This is a genomic window from Neiella marina, from assembly GCF_002165625.1.
GTDB classification, from domain to species: Bacteria; Pseudomonadota; Gammaproteobacteria; order Enterobacterales; family Neiellaceae; genus Neiella; species Neiella marina.
On record NZ_NGNS01000002.1, the window covers coordinates 17184 to 38951 of the forward strand.

The window sequence follows — 21768 nt, forward strand, 5'->3', positions numbered from 1 at the left end:
GATTGATTTATGGTTGATCGCCTAGCCTTGCGACCTATAAAAATTAGCATAGGACTGCTGGATTAAGAGACTTTGTGGTTGGTTCTGTGAGCTGGTTTCAGAAGTAACCGGTCCCAGCAATTGTCGCTGCGTTGAGCTGGGGGGGATGAAGCGAATTGCACAACCGCAGAGCAGTGCTTAAGGTAAAGACAATTTAACTTGGCAGAGATGTTATTGTGATAAATGTTGCCTTTAAAATCTTTTATTGCGCGAGTTGAGTTGATTTGAACTGAAAGATTGGCACACTAGGTTAGTGTTAACGTGCAACAGCTTGCCTTTTGTTGTTCGACAAAGCCAAAAGGAGTGGCTTAATGTCTCAAATAGGGCTTCATTTTCGAAAGCTACTACTCGCTTTTATTGTGTTCTTGGGCTGCTCAGCGGTTACATACGCAGAGCAAGTCTTGAATATTCTCACTTGGGAAGAGTACCTGTCCCCAGAAGTTAAATCGGCGTTTGAACAGCAAACGGGGATTGAGCTCAGGATTGCCTACTTTGATTCAGATGAAATGAGGGACCAAATTTTGTCTTCTCAGGCCGGGCGCTACATCGACATTGCGTTGATGGACTCCCAGCAAATGAATCTATATACAGCGCAAAATCGTCTCGCCGAACTCAACCCTTCACTACTGCCAAATCTTCAGCATCTCGATCCGTCGATTCATCGAGCCTGCAATGCAACTGATCAGGTGTATGGAGTTGCTTATTCGTGGGGCACTTTAGGGGTCGTTTATCGAGCGGACTTGGTTAAACCAGAAGATATTGATTCGTGGTCAAAATTTCTTAATCCGCCAACTTATTTACGCGGCCATATTGCCGGTCATGTCGACTTGTTTGACTCTCTTATTCCTGCTCTGATTAGTCTTAATCACCCAATTAACACTAATAAAGTTGAGCATCTGCGAGAGGCTTTTGAGTTATCAAAACTGTGGCTGCCTAATGTTCGAACCTTGGAATACATTATTACCGCTGCCCAAAGCTACCCTGAATTCAATCAGCTATTCGCCGCTTTGGCTTACTCTGGTGATCAGAAAATTCTCAATGAATTGTCTGGCTCTGAGCAATGGCGATATCTGCTTCCTTCCGATGGTAGCCTATTGTGGACCGACTGCTTTACCGTCATTTCGCAATCGCAAAATCAAGCTGCGGCAGTGCAATTTTTGAATTTTATTCAGCAGCCAGAAAACGCCGCTCTCAATGCTGAATACACTCACACGGCAACACCAAACCTTGCTGCGCTGCCGTTAACTTCCGAGCAATATCGTCAAGATCCTTTGGTCCATATTTCCGAACCGCAACTCAAACAGCTGCAGCCGTATGCGCCGGTTACCATTGACGCGATCAACTTGAGAAGTCGAATTCTAAGCGCTTTGGAGAAAATTCATGCCACTCAATAGACGTGCTTTGTTGGCATTGTTTCCTCCTTTGCTGACTGCTTTTATCGGTATCGCTTACTTGTTTTATCAGCAGCGAACGGATGCCATTCAAAAGCTTGAACGGTCAAGGGCTGAATTTGCCCTGGCCAACGTCCACGCCAACATCCAACTATCTCGAGATTATTTAATGGGGGTGCAGCAAGCGCTATTGCAAGCGCCTGTTTTTGTCTCTTTTTTGCAGCAGAGCGGTGATCGTTTTTGGTCATTGGCGAGTCAGCGTTCAAGTGAGCAGATTGTTCGTTCGTTGTCGAATCATGCCGATCTTTACTACGCCTTGGTGGTGCTCGATAAAGAGCATAACTCAACGGTGATGGTAGAAACCTCACTGGATCCATTTGTTGAACACCTCAGTGAAGAGCGAATGCTGTTTAAACGCTTTGCCGACTCGCAATTAATTCGAGATGTGTTGCTCTATCGCACTGGCGACGAGTATCGAATGTTGCTGCTCAGTCGAGTCGACCCGCTATCTCTTCACCCGCCGTTGCCATCGCAATTGCAAGACAGCACTGTGATTGCGCAAGTGCTCTCCGGTTTTGCTTTGAATGACAGCATACAGAATGTGTTGGAGCGATACGGCGAAGGTTCGATCTCATTCAATCGTGAACCGAATTTGGCCAAACAAGAACCCGGACTGGTACTGAGTCAACCCGTCCTTGATGGTCACACCATTAACTTGCTAGTGCCTTTTTCTCTGCTTGATGGCGAGACCTTTAAAGTGCTGCAGCAAGTGTTGATTTTGTTTGTCACTGTCATGCTGTTGACCTTGGCGTTAATGGCGTTGTTAGTCCGATTGACGTTGGTCCGGCCGATACAAGACTTGGAAAAAGCAATTAAGACTAATGAATTGGAGCAAATCGTTCCTGATCCAAAACGTGATGTTCGGGAGCTCTATTCGTTAAAACAAGCGTTTCTAAAACTGTATCGTAAACTGAAGCTCGCGCGCGACGAGAGCCATAAGCTTGCTTTAACGGATAATCTGACAAGTCTTCCCAACCGTTTGGCATTTACTCAGCAGGTCAATAAAGGCATTGAATACTGTCGGCAAAAGCAACTTACTGCCAGTTTGTTATTCATCGATTTAGACAACTTTAAGTTCGTCAATGACAGCTTTGGCCACAAAGTAGGTGATGAGCTGCTCATCCATTTTGCCCAGCAACTGTCAATCAAGGCAGAGCATTATCAGCAGCAGATTAAAGCGCCAAGTAGTATTCAAGTAGCGCGGCTTGCCGGTGACGAGTTTGCGGTGTTGATCATCTCTGAGCATCGACATCAACAAAGCGAACAGGTTGCTGGTGAAATTATTGAGCTATTTCGATCTGGTTTCGAGCTTGGGCAGTTGTTATTGCCAGTTCGCGCTAGCATTGGTATCGCCAGCTATCCGCAAGACGCACTTGATTCAGGGGCTCTGTTGTCCAATGCTGATGCAGCCATGTATCAAGCAAAGCAACATGGTAAAAACCAGTATCGGTTATTCTCTCATGAGATGGCGGAACGACTTCAGCGGCGCAAAGAAATTGAAGAATCATTGCGCGGGGCCGATTTATCGAGCGAGCTTAGTTTGGCATACATGCCGATCTTTAGTGGTGCCGATTTAAGCCGAATTATTGGCGCTGAAGTGTTGCTGCGCTGGGATTCGCCGAAGCTGGGCCGAGTTGAGCCTGCTGATTTCATACCGATTGCTGAAGCTTGTGGCGTGTTTCGGGCCATTGACCATTGGGTGGTCGAAAAAGCCCTATCGGCGCTCCCTGAATTGGAAGCTCAGTTTGGCCAAGACTTTAAATTGAGTATTAACATTTCTGCTGCTGAGCTGAAAGACCATCAGTTCTCTGATTTTTTACGCCCGTTACTGGAACTACATCGACAATACCTAAGAAATATCGAGTTAGAGATCACCGAGACAGTGCAAATGGAGTGGAGTGAAATCTCTAGCCAAGTGATGCGCGAATGGGCTGACTTTGGTATTTCGTTGGCGATTGATGACTTTGGTACCGGCTATACCTCAATTAAGCAGCTCAGTTCATTCCCGATTAACACCCTGAAAGTCGATAAAAGTTTTACTGATGAAGTGGAGCTGCCGACTGTGCGAATATTAATGGAAAGCTTGATTCGAGCAGCTGAAGCATTGAATTTGCAGGTGACCATTGAAGGCGTTGAAACAGAGCGGCAACTTGAGATAGTGCAACAATTTGGCAAGCATGCTCTGCAGGGCCACTTATTTTGTGCACCGATTTCACTCGAGCAGCTATTGTTAAGTTATCATCGCTCAATGGTAGGGCAAGATGCGTCGGCCGAAGATAGCAACAGCCAGTGATTAAGATCGAGGAGTGAATGAACGACTGCCAATGTTATGGAGGCGACCGCTTTGGTCATCAGTACAATGATGTTAGCTAGAGGGGAACTTTAGCAATGCTCGCCATTCGGAGGATCTGGATTGTGGTGGTGGCGGCGGTTTTGACCGCTTTGCTATACACCCTGTTGTTACTCATCCCCAATAGTCAGTCCGATAATGACAAACTCTCTCAGCAGCTTGATTTGATCAGTCAGCTTTTGGCGCGCGACATCGAGCTTGTTCGAGCCGGTTTGGTCTCCGACTTCAATGCGGCACCAGAGCGCCTTGATGAGAACTGGCTGAATCAACAAGTAGAGCTATCAAACGGCAGTGAATTGAAACTCAATGGTTTAGTACACCGAGTGACTGGCAAGTTGTGGAATGTTTCCGCAGGTTTCGATAGGCCCGATCAAATCCCCCGTAAACTAGAGCCGAAACATTGGTTGTGCCAGCCTTCGTGTCGCTTACTCCTATCTGTTTCGCGCGGTAATGACGAACTCATCGCTGATATTGATTTGCAGCGCTGGCTGCTGATCCAAGGAAACAAGCTGGGGTTGTCGTTGAATCTCGCCGGAGCGACCCGCGCTTCGCTTGAGAAACTTGAAGCGAGCACGATAGAGCAGAATACCGGTTTGTATTTTTCTAGTCGCCAAAGCGATGATTGGGATAATGCCTCTGACACTGTGCTTGAGGGGGTACCCATGACCCTCAGTGGTCAATTCAGTAACCCTCCTACCATCGCCATTCATTGGTACGTGTTATTGTCGTTGTTAATCTTGTCGCTGTTGGCAATGGCACTTTTGGCCCACTTATATGGCCGGCGCCAACTGCGCTGGAAACAACTGTTTCGGCAGCTTGAAAAAACCCTCAGTGCGATCGAATCGGGCAACTTTGATGTGGTCAACAAACGACTGGTTGGTAGCATGCAACATGCCCCAGAATTAGCGCGAAACTTTGTTCGAAAGTTGGCGATTTATGGACTCCAAGATGAGGCGACTAAGGCTACCTTAGCGCAGATTAGCAATGACAAAGATTGGCTTGCCCAGCATGATGGAATGACTGGTTTGGCCAACCGAGAGAGTTTTCATCAGCTTTTGCAGCAAACCATTCATGATGCTGATACATCCGCGCTTTTGCTTATCGATATTGATGACTTTAAGGAAATCAATGACGCAAGCGGCCACCAAATCGGCAATGACATGCTGATCAAATTAGCATCAATACTGGCCGAACATGTGGCACTACCTTATCGATCTGCGCGTATTGCTGGCGATGAGTTTGCCGTATGGATGCCGGGGGCGAGCCTCGAGGAAGGCGAGCAAATGGCCAACAAATTGTTGGAAGCGAGTCGGCAAATCATGTTAGCCGGTGACAACATGCTGCATCGTTTAAGCTTGTCCATTGGCGTTGTGGTTGCTCCAGAACATGGCAACGAATTTGATGTGTTGATGACGCGGGCTGATATTGCGCTGAACTATTCCAAGGCTCAAGGCAAGGGCCGTTATGCGTCGTTAAGAGACCCTGATTTGGAGGGGTATCTATTAAAACAGCGGTTTATGTACTCAAGAGTGCATTCGGCGATTCGTGATCAGCGTTTAGCCCTAGCTTATCAACCTATTGTTCGGGTCAACGATGGCAGTGTTTCCCACTACGAGGTACTGCTTCGTATCGAGGATGAAGTCGGTAATTATGTGTCAGCCTACCCCTTAATTCAGGCCGCAGAGCGTCAGCGCGATGTTGGTGTACTCGATAAATGGGTGCTCAACCAAGTGCTGACATTACTGATGCAAATGCGCCGCAATAATCAGAATCATCGATTGGCTGTAAATATTTCTGGTCAGTCTATGTCTGATGCACAGCTGACCGAAACGCTGCTGCAACGAATTGAATTCAGTGGTTGCGGGCCCGATTTGGTGGTTGAAATCACCGAGAGCGCAGCGCTTGAGAATATCGGCTTGACGCAACGTAATATTGAACGATTACAAGCCTTAGGTTGTCAGGTGGCACTGGATGATTTTGGTGTCGGTTACTCATCGGTGAATAACTTGCTCAGCCTGCCGTTCGACTACGTTAAAGTAGATGGATGCTTTATCCGCAAACTGAGCTCTGACGATGCTGTGATTCCATTGCTAGAATTCTTGGTCACAATTTCCAAGCTTCGCGGCTTTCAGTTGGTCGCAGAGTTCGTTGAAAATGAAAAGGTTGCCCAGCAACTTGAGCAAATTGGTGTTCAGTTCGCCCAAGGGTATCATTATGGCAAACCTGAGTTAGGTCGCTTGAGTCTTGACGTCTCAGACGATGTGCAGGCCCAACCAGGACAACTACAGCAATAGCGACTCGAGTATCGAGTTGCTGCTCATACAGGTTTACCAATGAAAGTGAAGACTAACTATCAAGCACTACTAAGTTGCTGCGCTATGGTTTTTGTGGTCACAGCTTGTCAATCTCAGCCGCAGGAAATCCAATTACCTAAAGGCTTCGTTAAATGTCCTGAACCTCGTCCAGAAATTTGTACCATGCAATACGAGCCAGCCGACGGTTTGCTTGCCGATGGCACGACAAAATCATATGGCAATGCCTGCAGTGCTTGTGGCGATCCGCAAGTCATCGCAGTCAAGAAAGTGAATCCAACAGAATGAAATCGTTGACCTGCTTAATCGCTGTTGCTGCAACTTTGCTGCTCACTGGTTGTGGTAGTGATTTGTTGGTTGTCCAACGATTGCAATCGTTGAAGCCTGAGCCGCAACAAGCTGCTGATGCACCTGCTCCTGATGTTGATGACTGGCAGGGACAGTTTGAATTTGCCGAATCAATGCTTGAGCAGGGAAAGCCGTTAGCGGCCGTACACTGGTACTCGAAGTGTGCAAACGGCGGTCATTTACCTTGTATACGGCAACTGGGCTACGCCTACATGCAAGGTGGTGCAGCAGGGCATGATCCTTACTTGGGTTTGGAGTTACTGACCCAGAGTTTGGATCCAGAAGATGCGGGGATGTTAAATGACCTGGCTTGGTTTTTGGCAACCAGCAAGATATCTGCTTTGAGGGACCCTGAGCAGGCCAATGAGTACATTCAGCAACTTCAAGCCATGGCCACGCTAGATGCCATGTCAACCGATACCTTGGCAGCAGTTGCTGCCGCGCTTGGCAATTTCGCTGAGGCGGCAAAAGTTCAACAGCAAGCTATCACCATGTTACTGAAAGAAGGTGAAATAGGTGAAGACATGCTAACTGACTACCGAAAGCGTCTGCAGCTTTATCGCAACAATAGGATGTACACTGAATGACAACAATCTCAGCACCTTCTCGTTGGCGTGTTATCGCTTGGGTTGTTGCTACCATTCTGGTGATCTGGGGTATTGCGCTATCGATGCTGATGCGCCAACCGGAGTTATCGGAACAAAGCCAGCAGTGGCTAGCTAAAGCAAACCAAAGCACACCATCAGAGCAAGAGAGCATGGCTTTCTACTTGATGCTGGGCTTTGATGCGCCAAGTGAAGCGTCTCCCCAAGCCTATGGCGAGCAACGTTGGCGTATGCATGTTGACTTGGCTGAAGAAGGCATGAAATTGGCTAAAGCGTCAACATGGCGTTTTGGCTTGCCTTGCTATGTGTCGATGCAAGAATGCTTGCCGGTTATAGATGCCAATATTGACCGCATTAATGACGTGCTGACTGAAAAAAATGCGTGGTTAGTCAGACTACAGCTGTTGCTAACGGCTGAGCCGCCAAAAGCCCCAGAACAACACATCATGGACAATGTTCCATTCCCGAAACAACAATTGTCATCGGCCTTTGAGCTTCATTTGGCATCAGTGATAAGCGCAGCGGAAAAAGATCCAGAGCAAGCATTTGCTGACTTGAACGAACACTTAGAGCATCTGTTGGTTCACCTTCGGGGCACTAATGTCACCGCTTATCGATCGTTGTTGCAACGTGTACTGACAGTCGAAATGGGTTGGCTGGTGGCTTATGTCCAACAGCGACCAGAAATGTTGCATGCTGCGACTACAAACTTGACTGTCTTGCAACAGCAACCAGAGCTGGCAGCATCTCTTGAACCGGTCCTTGATCGCAATTTTGCCTTGGCGGTAGCGACTTTTGACCGGATTGATAGCGAGGGCGTCAGCACCGCTTTGGATTGGGATCTGACTGTTTCTGAGCTATTGCAGCGGATCATTTGGCAGCGCCATGCAACAGTTAATTCGTTGGCCCAAGGTTATTCCGATGCTCTGCAGTTGATGTCTGGTTCGCAGGGCTTGGTCCCTATCGTCAATGCGGCAACGAGCTGGCCTGGATTGTCATCAACTTGGTCAGATCGAAATTTGATTGGCTCGGCGTTGGTTCAAGAGAAGCTTGAACAGCTGTCAAGGTTGTTGAAAAAGTCGCTAATGACCGAAGCTTACTACCGCATTGCTGCTGCTTGGCTGCAAGCTAAGGGAAATCAAAGCCAATTGCCAGAAAAGCTCAGCCTGTTTGGCATTGACGTTCCTGTCTTGCAACGAGAGTTAGAACAGCGCTTGTGTCTCGATGTGCCATTGCTGGAATCACTCGATGACTTTTGCTTGCGCTTGTATCAACCGGGCCAGATTCCGGAAATGGCAATCCCAGATGACCCACCGGTGGCGCTTTGATGTGCTGTTGGTACGTCTAGTCACTGGCTAGACGTGCATCGCGCATTAACCCCTCTTGGGCAGTTGATGCAACGAGCTCGCCTTGTTGATTAAAAAACTGCCCTTGGACATAGCCCCTAGCACCAGAAGCACTGGTACTGTTGACCACATACAACAGCCAATCATCAGCCTTGAAAGGACGGTGGAACCACATTGAGTGGTCGATGGTCGCCATTTTTATTTTACGATCAAACAGCGTGATAGCGTGGGGCTGCCCTGCGGTCGGCAAGAAATTGAAGTCCGAAGCGTATGCTAATAAGTAGCGGTGTACTCGCGGATCATTGGGCAATTGACCGTTAGCGCGAAACCAGGTCAAGCGTTGAGGTGACGTGGGAGATGGTTGCAATGGGTTGTAAAACGACACCGGACGCATTTCGATGGCGGTTTCACAAGTGAATACTTCGCGGATACCGCTCGGTATTTGTTCGGCGTGAGCACGAGCAAACTCGAGCTCTGATACTAAGCCGTCTGGCCCTGGCACATCAGGCATGGTTGCTTGATGTTGGTGACCTGATTCTTCGACCTGAAATGAACCTGTCAGATAAAAAATAACTTCGCCATGTTGCTTAGCGCTGACTCTGCGAGTGGAAAAGCTGCGTCCATCTCTAATCACTTCGACTTCGTAAACGATGGGATTTTTAGCATCGCCCGGACGTAAAAAATAGCTGTGGAATGAGTGTACTGCTCGCTCCTTGTCGACGGTCAATTTGGCCGCCGAGAGGGCTTGACCAATTACTTGGCCACCAAACACTTGAGGGAAGCCCAAATCCTGACTCTGACCACGATAAATACCCTGCTCAATTGTTTCCAAGGATAAAAGATCCAACAATTCTGCTAACACTGCACTCATTGTTAATCCTCTTAGCTTTCTGAATCGAGAAGACCAGTCACTGCGTCCACTAGGCCTGTGCTTAATCCCAAATGTTGGGTTAACTCAATGTCAACATCGGGATATTTTTGCTTGGCTTGCGCGATAATTGCCGGAACATCGTCTTTAACATGACGACCTGCGGCGAGGAAGTAAGGTACCACGGTGATTTGTTGATGACCGGCGGCCACGCAGTTATCAATAGCATCCTCAATGGACGGCGGACTTAGCTCGAGGAAGGCTGGCTCCACCTGCGCAAATCGTTGCTTAAGTTGTTGGCTGAGCTTTGCCGCCAATTGTGCCACTTCTTCATTCGAACTTTTTAGCCGGCTGCCATGGGCTGCCAATATCATCGCATTGGATTTCATCGGGTTATTCTGTTTAATCAATTTGTAATTCCAATACGGCTTGCTCAGGAGTTAGATCATGACCTTCAGCGACTAACTGCTTAATGACAAGGCCGTTGGCTGGGGCGAACAGTGGAATTGAACATGTGGCATTTTGAAGCTCCGCGATCGGTTGCTCGGCAGTCACTTGCTCGCCGGTTTGAACAAGCCACTTGGAAAGCGCCAGCGGCTCATCTGTAGTGACGACCGGTGCATGGACCAGGGTCAGGGGCAAGTCAGCATTGGCGGCATCTTGCAATAGATTAAGCCCTCGCAGCTGACAGGCTTCTGATGGGCTAAAGTAAATATCTTCAGGATTTTGAGATTGTTTCAATACTAGTTGAGTCGGTGGTTGCTCAATATCGTTTGCCAGTTGCGCGACAAGTGCTTCAGTAAGTTGTGGCTTAACTGTTTGTTGACGTCGAAATTTACTTTGCTTGCCTGCAAATCGTTTGCCGATAAAAGCGCCGCCAAGCTGCTCAAAAGCTTGCTCGGCAAAGCTAGTTTGGAGCCGCATAAATTGACTGATGCGTGGTTGCAACATGGCTCGTAATGCTGCAGCTTTATCCTGTAATAGCCGTTCACGTTCTTGGTGTTTGTCGCGTCGCACGGTGAGTCGATCAAACCAACCTTCTATGGTTCTTGGTTCTGGTAAATCATCATCGCTCAGAGCATATTGACTATCGAGCTCTCGACAACGTTGCTGAATGTGGGCCAGCATCGACTGCTGGCGAGATAGCAAATAAATCAGCAACAAAAATGCTGCTAATGCTGCTGCGAGCAAAATCGAAATAGTCACCGTCGTGAGCGGTAGCCACCAAAATCCTGAAATAAGCACAACACATAAAGCTGCCGCCACAGAGCTACCGGTTATGCTCAGTTTTTTGCCGCTCAAGGTGTCTTTAAAGCGGTGTTGCTGTTTGTTGATATCCTGACTTATGCGTTGTTGCTGAAGTGCTTGCTCACTCGCTTGCAACTCCAATTGCTGAGCGTCATCGTCAAGCCGATTCAATTGACCGGCAAGCAATTGCATGAGTGTGACTTGTTGACTAATGCTATCTTGCCCAATGGCGATCAAGTTCCAAATCGACTTCGCCATGATGTCATGCGGCGCTGTGTCATCAAGCTGTGTGGTGACAATTAACTCACATTCCGCGCATTGATCCAAAAGTTGCTGGTGGTGTTGTCTGATTTGCTTTAAAGCGGCAAGCACAACCTGCTTGACACCTAGGATGACCATTTCCAGCTTCTCTTTCGAGGTCTTCAGCAGTAGCTGACGGAACGACAACTGAAATCCCTCTAGACTCTCAGTCAGCATGGCGAGGAAACAGTTTTTTGCTGTTAGTAAGGTTGGGTCGAGGCGCTCTGGAGCGACTTCTTGCTGGGACAGCAGTTGCAATGCACGTAACGCGGCTTGATGTTGCCAAGCGATGCTTTGGCGGAACAGCAGTGCTGCCTGCATTGACTCCAAAGCTTCCTCATAGCGTTTTTGACCGACGTGGCCGAGAGCCTGAAAATAGTGGCATTGCGCTTGTAGTTCTTCAGCGCCTTCATCTTGCTGTTGAAAATGTTTTAGCAGCAATTGGCCTCTGCGGATCAGCTCGTTGAACTCAGCTTCTTTGGTCGCGTCCTCGGCAAGCAGTCGGCAACGCCAATAGTTAGCCATCAAGTCGCTGTCATTTAGTGCCAGACAATGTTGGAAGCTTTGTCCAGCGCCGACGGCATTGCCAAGCTGTAAACTGGCAACGCCCCAGTGTCGATGTTGTTGTAAGTCGGCTAATGCTGGGCTGCCATTAGCGGGCTCTGGTGCTTGGCCATATAGCTGGGCCAATAGCTCGTGGTGCTGGTGTTGCTGCCAGCTATCTTTATCGAGGTTGGTGCCATCAATACCGTAGTCTTGTGCCAGTATGCTCAGCGTCAGAGGAGTCTCTATACCGAGTAACGCTGTTTCTAACTGGGCAAAAATTGCTTCGGTCAATTCGCCTTGACCAAGGATCTGAACCGAAAGGTCGTTTTGTTCAAGTTGACGGCCCATTTGCGCGGGTAGTTCAGGTTGTTGTTCACTGAGTAGCACCACGTGCGTGCCCGCTTCGGGGATAGCGTAACTGAGCTCGGTATTGAGCATATGTTGACGTGAGCCATGACCGGGCTGTTGTTCGAGTAAAGCGACAAAAAGGCTAGCTTGTTGGCATTGTTGGGTAACTGTTAGGCCATCGGGGACACCAAAATCCACCACTGTGCGAGGAGAGAACTGCACTTTAAAGCCAAGCTCACTTAATCGGGATTGATTAAATGCTCGCAACAGATCTTGTTTTAGTTGGCGGCGCTGAAAGCCGTCAAAAGAAAAATAAATGGTGGGGAACAGTTGGCCCATGCTTCTACCCGCATCCAATGCTCGGAATAACAAACCTTAAATGTAACGATAAAGTAGCAATGCGAGCAATAGTTGGTAGGGCTTTGACATCATTTATCTGTCGACTTCATGAGCTGCCAACATCAGCATTGGGGTTGTTGATGCTGATTGTCCGAATGAGCAGACGGTCATGGCGATTGTGCTCGAAAAAATTCTTGTGTCAGGTCAATTTGTCAATAGGTAGTAGGCAAATTGATTGCTGGCAGCTGTAAAAATCAGTTGACTTTTGCCCCCTTAAACCTTGAAGATAGGCGCTCATTTTTTACTGAACGATTTGTAGTTTCATGGCAGCGAACCAGCATAACAACATGATTACCGAGACCATTATTACCCGCACCGAGAGGTTGCAGGGCTAAAGTCGCGCGTCATTTCGTCAGTAACTTAGCCCGGAACCAGAAGGTCCGGGTTTTTTCGTATATAGGGCTCAGATTTAGAGCAAAACAGAACGAGGTCAACGGATGCGAGTACTGAAGTTTGGAGGCTCATCACTGGCCGATGCAGAACGCTTTAACAGAGCGGCCAGCATCATCATTAACAAGGCGTCTGTTGGACGCATAGCTGTGGTTTTATCAGCCCCTGGCGGTGTCACCAATAGCTTGGTCAGTGCGATTGAGAAAACTGTAAATGGCGTTGATGCGCTGCCAGCTGTTTCGAACATTGAGAACACCTTTCGAAACATGACTAGCAGCCTCAAGGCTGATTACCCAAGTCTTGACGATGAGCGCCTGACTCAATTGCTCGACACTGAGCTTAGTGATCTTCGACAACTACTCCATGGCGTGACGTTACTCCGCCAGTGTCCTGCTGATATTCAAGCGCGACTACTGGTCAAAGGTGAGCGGATCAACATTGCCCTCATGTCAGCATTACTTGATGCCCGCGGCCATCACACTAATGTGCTTGACCCTGTTGCTTTATTCTCTGGCTATGGCGACTACCTTGAGTCGTTGGTTGATATCTCTGCCAGTAAACCTCGCTTCGCCGCGTTGCAGCTCAGTGCTGATGATATTCAACTGATGCCTGGCTTTACCGCTGGCAACGAACAAGGAGAAATCGTCACGCTAGGCCGCAATGGTTCCGATTATTCTGCTGCCGTGTTAGCTGCTTGTTTGGATGCTGAATGTTGCGAGATTTGGACCGATGTAGATGGTGTATACAACTGTGACCCGCGGTTAGTTGAAGATGCGCATCTGGTTGATGAATTGAGCTACAAAGAAGCAATGGAGCTATCATATTTTGGTGCCAAGGTACTGCATCCAAAAACTGTCTCGCCTATTGCTCAATTCCACATTCCATGCTTGATCAAAAACAGCTTTAACCCTGATGGCGCAGGTACCTTGGTGTCGGGCCACACCAATACCAAAGATGCGGTAAAAGGCATCAGCTCGCTCGAAGGCATGAGCATGATGAGCGTTTCAGGCCCAGGTATGAAAGGCATGGTTGGCATGGCCAGCCGAATTTTCGAATGTATCTCGCGTGCCGGTATCTCTGTTGCCTTAATCACCCAATCGAGCAGTGAATATTCCATCAGCTTCTGCTTGAGCAGCAAAGATGCAAGTGCCGCTCGCTTGGCGCTCAGTGATGAATTTGAACTCGAGTTAGCGAATCAACTACTCGATCCAATTGAAGTTTTGGGTCAGCTTTCAATCGTTACTCTTGTCGGCGATGGTATGCGCGAGAATCGCGGCGTGTCTGCTCGCTTTTTCCAAGCGTTAGCGCAAGCTGATGTTAACGTCGTGGCCATTGCCCAAGGCTCGTCAGAACGTTCGGTGTCGGCTGTTGTACCAGAACACCGAGTGCGCTACGCCATCGGCGCTTGTCATGCTTCTTTCTTTAGCCACATGCAACGCATCGATGCATTTATTGTCGGCGTTGGCGTTGTTGGTGGTGAGTTGCTGGGCCAAATCAAGCGTCAGCAACAAGCGCTGAAAGAGCAGCATATCGATTTGCGAGTGTGCGGCATTGCTAACTCTAAAGGCATGGAACTGGCTGCCAATGGTATCGACTTAGATAATTTTGAAGAGGCCGAACTTGCCCAGTGTAAGCAAAAATTCTCACTGGAAGTGGTCAGCGACTTTGCCCGTGTCCATGCCCATATCAATCCAGTGCTAGTGGACAACACTTCATCGGACTGGATGGCAAAACAGTACCTGGATTTCCTCAATGCAGGCTTCCACATTGTCACTCCAAACAAGAAAGCGAATACCGAATCTTACGACTACTACCAAGCATTGCGCGAAACAGCGCTTCGCAAGCGTCGTCAATTCCTCTATGACACTAACGTTGGTGCCGGCCTACCGGTCATCGATAACTTACAGTCATTGCTTAATGCTGGTGACCAACTGAAGTCTTTCTCGGGTATTTTGTCGGGCTCACTGTCGTACATTTTTGGCAAGTTAGACGACGGCATGGCGTTTTCGGAAGTTACCGCTCAAGCGCGAGCGAATGGTTTTACCGAACCCGATCCGCGCGATGACTTGTCGGGCATGGATGTTGCTCGTAAGCTGCTCATTTTGGCCCGCGAAGCGGGCATGAAACTAGAGTTAGACGACGTTGAAGTTGAACCGGCGTTGCCACCAGGGTTTGACTCTTCTGGCTCAGTCGACGAGTTTATGGAACGCTTGCCACAGGCCGACGCCTTCTTTGCTGAGTGGCTCGATAAACTCAAAGCAGATGGCAAAGTGTTGCGCTACACAGGCGCGATTGTTGATGGCAAATGCAAAGTGTCGATCGAAGCTGTGGGTCCTGATCATCCGTTATTCGCGGTGAAAGATGGTGAGAACGCCTTGGCCTTCCACTCGCGCTATTATGATCCAATTCCATATGTACTGCGCGGTTATGGCGCTGGTGCCGCGGTAACCGCAGCCGGTGTGTTTGCCGACATACTTCGGACCTTGCCATGGAAGCAGGAGGTTTAACATGGCTGTTGCAGTATATGCGCCCGCATCGATCGGTAATCTCGGCGTTGGATTTGATATTCTAGGTGCGGCATTGAAACCCATAGATGGGTCGCTGTTGGGTGATGTTGTTGAGGTGGATGATAGTGCCTCAGGTGAATTTGAACTCACAGCGTCAGGGCGATTCAGCCACAAGCTACCCGATGACCCCAAGCAAAATATCTTGTTTGATTGCTACCTCGGAGTGAAAAAGCACCTAGCTGAGCTTGGTATCCAAGTGGGCCCTGTAAGAATGCACTTGCACAAAAACTTGCCGATTGGTTCTGGTTTAGGTTCCAGTGCGTCAAGTATTGTTGCAGCCGTCGCTGCCTTGAATCAGTTTTTCGGCTCGCCACTTAATGACGATCAGCAACTGCGTTTGATGGGGGAGCTCGAAGGCCAAATCTCAGGTTCAATTCACTACGATAACGTTGCGCCATGTTTTGTCGGCGGCATCCAGTTAATGACTGAACAAGACGATTTATTGTGCTCGACGCTGCCTTCGCCAGAAAGCTGGTATTGGTGTTCGGCTTATCCGGGGATCACGGTTTCAACGGCCCAAGCACGGGCGATTCTGCCTGAACACTACAGCAAAGCAGATATCATCAACCATGGCCGCTTACTGGCTAATTTCGTTCATGCCTTGTATGCCGGTAACGACAAGTTGGCGGCTAGTGTCATGATTGATGTGATTGCCGAGCCATACCGCAAAGTACTATTGCCAGGTTTTGAAGCTGCTCGTGAAGAATTGCTGAAGCTGGGCGCTTATGCCGTCGGGATCAGTGGTTCTGGGCCAACCTTATTTGCAGTATGTGATGATCTGAATGTTGCCAAACAATGCGATGCGTATTTGGCTAAACACTATTTACAAAACGATGAGGGCTTCAGTCATGTCTGCCGTATTGATGAGCAAGGCGTGGCAAATGTGGCCCTGGTCGAACTGAACTGAGTGGAGAGAACTCAAACATGAAGTTGTACAACATCAAAGAACATGAGCAACAGGTCAATTTTGAAGAGGCCGTTCGCACTGGTTTAGGACGCAATCAGGGGTTGTTCTTTCCTCAAGAGTTGCCGCGTTTTGATGATATTGATGCCTTGCTGGATATGGATTTGGTATCGCGCTCCACGGAAATCCTGTCGGCTTTGATTGGTGATGAGATTGCTAAACCTCGCCTTCATGAAATGGTCGCATCGGCGTTTGATTTCACTGCTCCTGTTGTTGCCGTCAATGACAAAATCTCTGCACTGGAATTGTTTCACGGTCCAACGCTAGCGTTTAAAGACTTTGGTGGCCGTTTTATGGCTCAATGCCTGAAAGAGCTGTCCGATGGCGAGAAAATTACCATCCTGACGGCAACGTCTGGCGATACCGGCGCTGCGGTAGCCCATGCATTTGCTGGCATTGACAACATCGATGTCGTCGTGATGTATCCAAAAGGCAAAATCAGTCACTTGCAGGAACAATTGTTCTGCACCTTGGGCGGCAATATTCACACCCTAGCGGTTGAAGGCACCTTTGATGACTGTCAGGCCATGGTGAAACATGCATTTGACCAGCCAGAGCTGCGTAAAACCGTTGGTTTGAACTCCGCCAATTCGATCAACATCAGTCGCTTGATGGCACAAATTTGCTACTACTTTGAAGCCGTAGCGCAGTTACCAAAAGACCAGCGTGATCAACTGGTGGTGAGTGTACCAAGTGGTAATTTCGGCAACTTAACCGCAGGTTTGCTGGCCCGTTCAATGGGCTTGCCAATCAAACGCTTTGTCGCGGCTACCAATGCTAACGACACCGTGCCGCGTTATTTAGAGAGTGGTGATTGGGCGCCAAACCCAACCATTGCGACTATCTCCAATGCCATGGACGTGAGTGCGCCAAACAACTGGCCACGTGTTGAAGAACTGGTGCGTCGTGAAGAATTTAGTTGGGATTTGTTGAGCTCTGATCGAGTGACAGATGAACAAACGGCTGAGACACTAAAAGCCATGCATGAGCAAGGGTATGTCTGTGAGCCTCATGGCGCTATCGCATACCGTGTATTGGAGCAAACTCTGCAGCCGGGCGAACATGGTTTATTCCTGTGCACAGCACATCCTGCGAAGTTTATCGAAAGTGTCGAGGACATTTTGTCGGTTAAGTTGGAGCTGCCAAAGGCGCTGGCAGATGTTGCTGACAAAGAAAATCTTAGCGAACTGATTGCCGCAGATTTTGCTCAAGTGGAAGCTAAACTCCGCAGCTTATAGAGCTAGCAACAATGGCCATTAATGGCCATAAAGCCGGACTCTAGTAAATAAGTCCCTCGATAACAATCGAGGGATTTTTTTGATTAGCGTGTTGTCGTCATATCCTTGCATCAAATCTTTAAGCTATATCTCCAACGCAACGTTTTGTAACGTTTATTTATAGTCCGCTTCAGGTCTATTTATTCCCTTCACGATCTCAGTAGCCTTTTGTCCATTTCTCAATAGCATTTGGTCAAGAGGTATATCCAATGGAGATGTTGTTAAACAAACGATGTGAGTGGCTAAGCGTATTTGTTGTCATTGCCCTAGTGGCGATAACTCTTCCTAGTTTGGCAGCTAGTTCTAACTCTCAGCTCAGTTACATTGAGAACGGCAAGCCGGTTAAGCCTTGGCACATAACTGTCGGCAATGTGTTGAAACAAAACATCAAGATGGAAAGTGGTGAAGCAAGAACCCTCAACGGCAACACTATCGTAACCGAGACTAGTGATGGAACATTGCATGGAAAGTGGCGAGGCAAGTCAGTAAAGACGCCTTGGGGAACTGATGCTGAGTCTATGATGACGTTGACAGGTCGAAAGCTCGACCTCTCAAGTATCGTTGAACAGGCGGCAATCGCGGTTAAAATCAAAATAAAACGGGCGCCAAATCAGAATACGACAGTGAGTATGTTGTGCAACTGGGGAATGGACAAGTGTGAGGGCAAATTTCCCGTAAAGCATATTCTGAAGAAATTCCCTAAAAACCAATGGAGTAATCTAACCATCCCGCTGAATTGTTTTGCTAATAACGGCAAATTTGATTACTCGCAGATAACCAATGTGCTGAAGATTTCGACCAAAGGAAAGCTTGAGTTGGAAGTCGAAAGCGTTGGCTTGGTGGGATTGCCGGCTGGCAACACGGGGTGCAAAAAGTAATCAGGTCAAAACTAATCAGTGCCTGTATTTATCAACGACACTATTTGACCAACAGAACATCTGTCGGTTGAATCAAAAGGTGGATGCAGATTGATGGATGGTCTGGCAGAGAGGTGGTGGCAAGGATGGCTTAAACTAAAGCCATCCTTGAACGGGATTCGTTAGCCAAGTCTCTTTAATTTTAAGATGAGCCCAAGAGACAGGCTAAAACAGTTTTGTACTACTGAGTAATTACAGACGCTGAGTGAACGTACGAGCAATAACGTCACGCTGCTGTTCTGCAGTCAGTGAGTTGAAGCGAACCGCGTAACCAGAAACGCGAATGGTTAGCTGAGGGTATTTTTCTGGGTTCTCAACTGCATCTTCTAAGGTTTCGCGAGTGAGTACGTTGACGTTCAAGTGCTGGCCACCTTCACGAATCGCTGGCGCTTCAACCGGTACTTCGCGGTATTCGAATTGACCAAGTTTAGCAACGTCAACGACTTCATCTTCAGCGTAATCGGCTTTGGCGCACAGGCAACGAGCTTCTTTGTTGGCTTCATCTAGTAACCAGAAAGAGTTAACCAAGTTTGCTTGGGCGGCTTCTGTGATTTGGATACCAATCATCTGCTATCTCCAGTTGTTGTATTTGGAAAGTAATTTCAATTCTGAGGCAAATTTAATAGCAATAATTGATTTAAGTCAATAGTCTTTGTGGGGTTATTGGTGGTTTTTGTAATTAATTTACAGAATGTGCGTGGATATTAATCACTTAGTGCAATTGTGGTATTAACATTACTTCATCTTGTTCTTGTTAATTTTTTGTTGTTTTAGTGGCGAAGTCAAAGCATCAAGGTTAAATGCAATCTGTAATAAAATTACAGATTATGCGTGTAATTCGTATTTACACTTGCTTGCGGTGCAACTCACACTAATAGGCTAGATTTATTTGCTATTTTCTAGCAACCAGTCAAGCGTTACTCGACGGTTTATCGGCCGTTGAATGTGGAAGCCCTGCAAATAATCGCAGCCTAACTCTTCGAGCAAGACCATGGTTTCCTCATCTTCGATGCCTTCAGCAACGAGCTTGAGCTGTAGATTGTCTGCCAGAGCCTTAACGGTTCGAACAATCGCCATGTGCTCGTCTTGATGGCGCATGTTGGTGACAAAGCTGCGGTCAATCTTGACGCCATGGATTGGAAATCGATGTAGGTAGGCCAGTGACGAGTAGCCGGTGCCGAAATCATCCATCAGTAGCTGTACGCCGAGTTCGTTGAGTTGGCTAAGTACGGTTTGTACTTTGTCCTGATCTTCCAACAGAGCATGCTCAGTAATCTCTAGGCGTAACGCGCTGGCTGGCAGTTCGGTGACCTCTAAAACATTGGCGATTTGACTTGGCAGTGATGCTTGTGAGAAGTGCTGGCTAGCTAAGTTGACAGTAACCGACAGATCGTTCAGCTCTGGGTGATTCTGACGCCACTCTGCCAGTTGGTAGCAAGCTCGATTGAGCACATACCAATCGATTTCCTTGATAAAGCCAATTTCGGTAGCGAGTTCAATAAACTGGCCAGGCATCACCAAACCGTCAACCGGGTGGCGCCAGCGAACCAAGGCTTCAATTGCCGTTGGTTTGCGATCGACGCCCGATAGAATTGGTTGGTAGTACACTTCAAACTGGTTGCGATCGATGGCAATCCGCAGCTTGTTTTCCAGTTTTAGAGCGCGAGTAGCCTCTTCATGCATACTGGCGTCGAATAGTACATAGCGTCTACGACCTTGGGCTTTGGCACGATACATGGCAGCGTCAGCATCTCGCAGGAGCTCCTCAGGTTCGACATAGCGATCATGACCAAGCGCAATACCAACGCTAGTGCCGGTAAAGATACGCTCTCCATTGACGAAGAAGGGCTGATCGAATGATGCGCTTATTCGTTGTGCTAGGCCGATCGCATCCTGTTCAGATTTCATTGGCTCGAGCAAAATGGCGAACTCGTCGCCGCCCAAACGCGCGATCAAATCGCGACCACGTAAACAACGGCGTATGCGAGAGGACGCTTTTTTAAGCAGTTCATCGCCGGACATATGACCTAGGCTGTCATTGACTAGCTTGAAGCGATCTAAATCGAGAAACAATACGGCAAAATCGTAATGGCGATAGTTTTCCGCTCGCACAAAGGCTTCTCTAAGCCGTTGTAAGAATACAATTCGGTTGGGCAAACCTGTCAAACTATCATGGCTGGCATCATGCTTTAACTGACGTTCAATACGGCGCCGTTCGGTGATTTCCGACTCGAGTTCTTTGGTCCGCAAACGCACTTGGTTTTCGAGTTTGTCTTGGGCTTGTTTTCGCATCAGTGCACTAGCGACATGACGTGATACGAAGTTGATCAGCTCCAAGTCTGATTGGCTGTATTGATGCGATAAATCATAACTTTGTAGAACAATGGCACCAATCACGTGGGCACCATCTTTCAGTGGCACGCCAAGCCAAGAGTGAGCTGGTGTACCCATTTTCTCGATAACTTTTGCTTGTTCCAAAGCGCGAATATCTGATTGCGACAATAGCATGCCGTGGGCTTTGGTCATCAAATATTCGGTCATCCCACGTCCTAGTTTCCTAGGCTTGGGAGGGGCATCAAATTGGTCGACTCGATATGGGAATAATAGTGTCTCGCCATCTTGGTCCAAGATCGCAACGTAAAAGTTATTACAAATAATCAGTTTGGATATGACTTGGTGCAGGGCACTGTAGAAGTCATCCATGTGTTCGGCGTTGTGCGCCATTTCACTGATGTCGAACAAGGCGCGCTGAAGTTGCTCTGAGCGTTGACGCTCCTGCACTTCTTTGTGCAATTCATCGTTTGTTTGCGTCAGCTCGGCAGTTCGAAGTTCGACCTGCTTCTCCAAGCTATCACGATAGTGGGCTCGTTCGATACTTTGCGCTAAGTGGTGGGCAACAAACTCAAGTACCTGCATGTCTTGGGTATCATAGGCTTTGCTGTCGTCATAACTTTGTACAACCACAACCCCCATACATTCGGTGTCTGACATCATTGGCGCACCGAGCAAAAAGCTTGGGACCGAACCCATTTGCATTATTTCGCCGCTCTCGACCAACTCGGTGAACTGACTACGGCTAGCCAACACCGGCTCTTGTCGGCGCATTAGATAGCCTGTCATGCTTAATTCAAGCTGCTTGGAGCTAATGGCGAGGTGCTTGCCATCGTCGTACCGGTCAGCCAAGTAAACAATGCTGAGGTTGCCGTCGCTGTCTTTCAAGCCGATGTAGAAGTTTTCGGCGTACAGCAAGTTGGCCATGATGTTATGGAGGCCACGATAAAAATCGTTGAGTTCAAGATTGCGCCCAGATAATTCAGCAATCGTGAAAAGGGCTTCTTGTAGGCGATTTAGGTTTTGATACTTGGTTGACAGCTCCTCGACTTCTGGCACCAATGAACGCAGGGTGTTGAGTTCATCCAGAATGGTATCTGAGGTCACCAATTGTTCATCGGCTATTAACGCTTGTTCATCGAGGTTGTTGTACATAATGCAT

15 protein-coding genes are annotated in these 21768 nt (G+C 48.1%); 10 read left to right on the top strand and 5 right to left on the bottom strand.

Features of this window, described 5'->3' with window-relative positions; all coding sequences use genetic code 11:
- Window positions 1-350 precede the first annotated feature (350 nt).
- The 6 genes from CBE68_RS01960 (at window position 351) to CBE68_RS01985 (ending at window position 8433) form a co-directional block, all read left to right on the top strand.
- Window positions 351-1433: a polyamine ABC transporter substrate-binding protein gene (locus CBE68_RS01960; RefSeq protein ID WP_087504401.1), complete on the top strand. Its 1083-nt coding sequence runs from the start codon at window positions 351-353 to the stop codon at window positions 1431-1433.
- A complete protein-coding gene (locus CBE68_RS01965; RefSeq protein WP_087504402.1) occupies window positions 1420-3783 on the top strand; it encodes a putative bifunctional diguanylate cyclase/phosphodiesterase in 2364 nt (787 codons plus the stop codon). The genes CBE68_RS01960 and CBE68_RS01965 overlap by 14 nt, the downstream gene beginning before the upstream one ends.
- Before the next feature lie 95 nt (window positions 3784-3878).
- Window positions 3879-6134, top strand: a complete 2256-nt coding sequence (locus CBE68_RS01970; protein WP_087504403.1) for a putative bifunctional diguanylate cyclase/phosphodiesterase — start codon at window positions 3879-3881, stop codon at window positions 6132-6134.
- Window positions 6135-6173: 39 nt separating this feature from the next.
- The gene (locus CBE68_RS01975; RefSeq protein WP_087504404.1) at window positions 6174-6440 is read left to right on the top strand and encodes a hypothetical protein; all 267 of its coding nucleotides are present in this window, start codon (window positions 6174-6176) and stop codon (window positions 6438-6440) included.
- On the top strand, window positions 6437-7087 hold the full coding sequence (locus CBE68_RS01980; protein WP_087504405.1) for an SEL1-like repeat protein: 651 nt from the start codon (window positions 6437-6439) through the stop codon (window positions 7085-7087). The genes CBE68_RS01975 and CBE68_RS01980 overlap by 4 nt, the downstream gene beginning before the upstream one ends.
- Window positions 7084-8433, top strand: coding sequence for a hypothetical protein (locus tag CBE68_RS01985; protein WP_087504406.1), 1350 nt, complete (start codon window positions 7084-7086; stop codon window positions 8431-8433). Before CBE68_RS01980 ends, CBE68_RS01985 begins: the two co-directional genes overlap by 4 nt.
- Window positions 8434-8449: 16 nt before the next feature.
- Here the strand turns inward: CBE68_RS01985 and tesB are convergent, their stop codons facing one another.
- From tesB to CBE68_RS02000, 3 genes are read right to left on the bottom strand one after another with little or no spacing between them, the layout of a single operon-like run.
- Complete coding sequence (gene tesB, locus CBE68_RS01990) at window positions 8450-9322, bottom strand: acyl-CoA thioesterase II (RefSeq protein WP_087504407.1); 873 nt, start codon at window positions 9320-9322, stop codon at window positions 8450-8452.
- 11 nt (window positions 9323-9333) lie between these two features.
- Window positions 9334-9708 (bottom strand): sirohydrochlorin chelatase, encoded by a 375-nt coding sequence (locus CBE68_RS01995; RefSeq protein WP_087504408.1) that lies wholly within the window; start codon window positions 9706-9708, stop codon window positions 9334-9336.
- A 13-nt stretch (window positions 9709-9721) separates the two neighbouring features.
- The gene (locus CBE68_RS02000; RefSeq protein ID WP_087504409.1) at window positions 9722-12100 is read right to left on the bottom strand and encodes a biotin/lipoyl-containing protein; all 2379 of its coding nucleotides are present in this window, start codon (window positions 12098-12100) and stop codon (window positions 9722-9724) included.
- 497 nt (window positions 12101-12597) lie between these two features.
- Between CBE68_RS02000 and thrA the strand changes: the two genes are divergently transcribed.
- The 4 genes from thrA (at window position 12598) to CBE68_RS02020 (ending at window position 18236) form a co-directional block, all read left to right on the top strand.
- The gene (gene thrA, locus CBE68_RS02005; RefSeq protein ID WP_087504410.1) at window positions 12598-15057 is read left to right on the top strand and encodes a bifunctional aspartate kinase/homoserine dehydrogenase I; all 2460 of its coding nucleotides are present in this window, start codon (window positions 12598-12600) and stop codon (window positions 15055-15057) included.
- A gap of 1 nt (window position 15058) precedes the next feature.
- Entirely contained in the window at window positions 15059-16024 is a 966-nt protein-coding gene (gene thrB, locus CBE68_RS02010) for a homoserine kinase (RefSeq protein WP_087504411.1), read from the top strand.
- Window positions 16025-16041: 17 nt separating this feature from the next.
- Window positions 16042-17319: a threonine synthase gene (gene thrC / locus CBE68_RS02015; RefSeq protein WP_087504412.1), complete on the top strand. Its 1278-nt coding sequence runs from the start codon at window positions 16042-16044 to the stop codon at window positions 17317-17319.
- A 254-nt stretch (window positions 17320-17573) separates the two neighbouring features.
- Entirely contained in the window at window positions 17574-18236 is a 663-nt protein-coding gene (locus CBE68_RS02020) for a putative glycoside hydrolase (protein ID WP_268234464.1), read from the top strand.
- Between the two features lie 231 nt (window positions 18237-18467).
- Here CBE68_RS02020 and grcA read toward each other — a convergent pair whose 3' ends face one another.
- Complete coding sequence (gene grcA / locus CBE68_RS02025; protein ID WP_087504414.1) at window positions 18468-18842, bottom strand: autonomous glycyl radical cofactor GrcA; 375 nt, start codon at window positions 18840-18842, stop codon at window positions 18468-18470.
- Between the two features lie 318 nt (window positions 18843-19160).
- Window positions 19161-21761 carry a sensor domain-containing phosphodiesterase gene (locus CBE68_RS02030; protein WP_087504415.1) on the bottom strand — a complete coding sequence of 867 codons (2601 nt, stop codon included), beginning with the start codon at window positions 21759-21761 and terminating at the stop codon, window positions 19161-19163.
- Window positions 21762-21768: the final 7 nt, after the last annotated feature.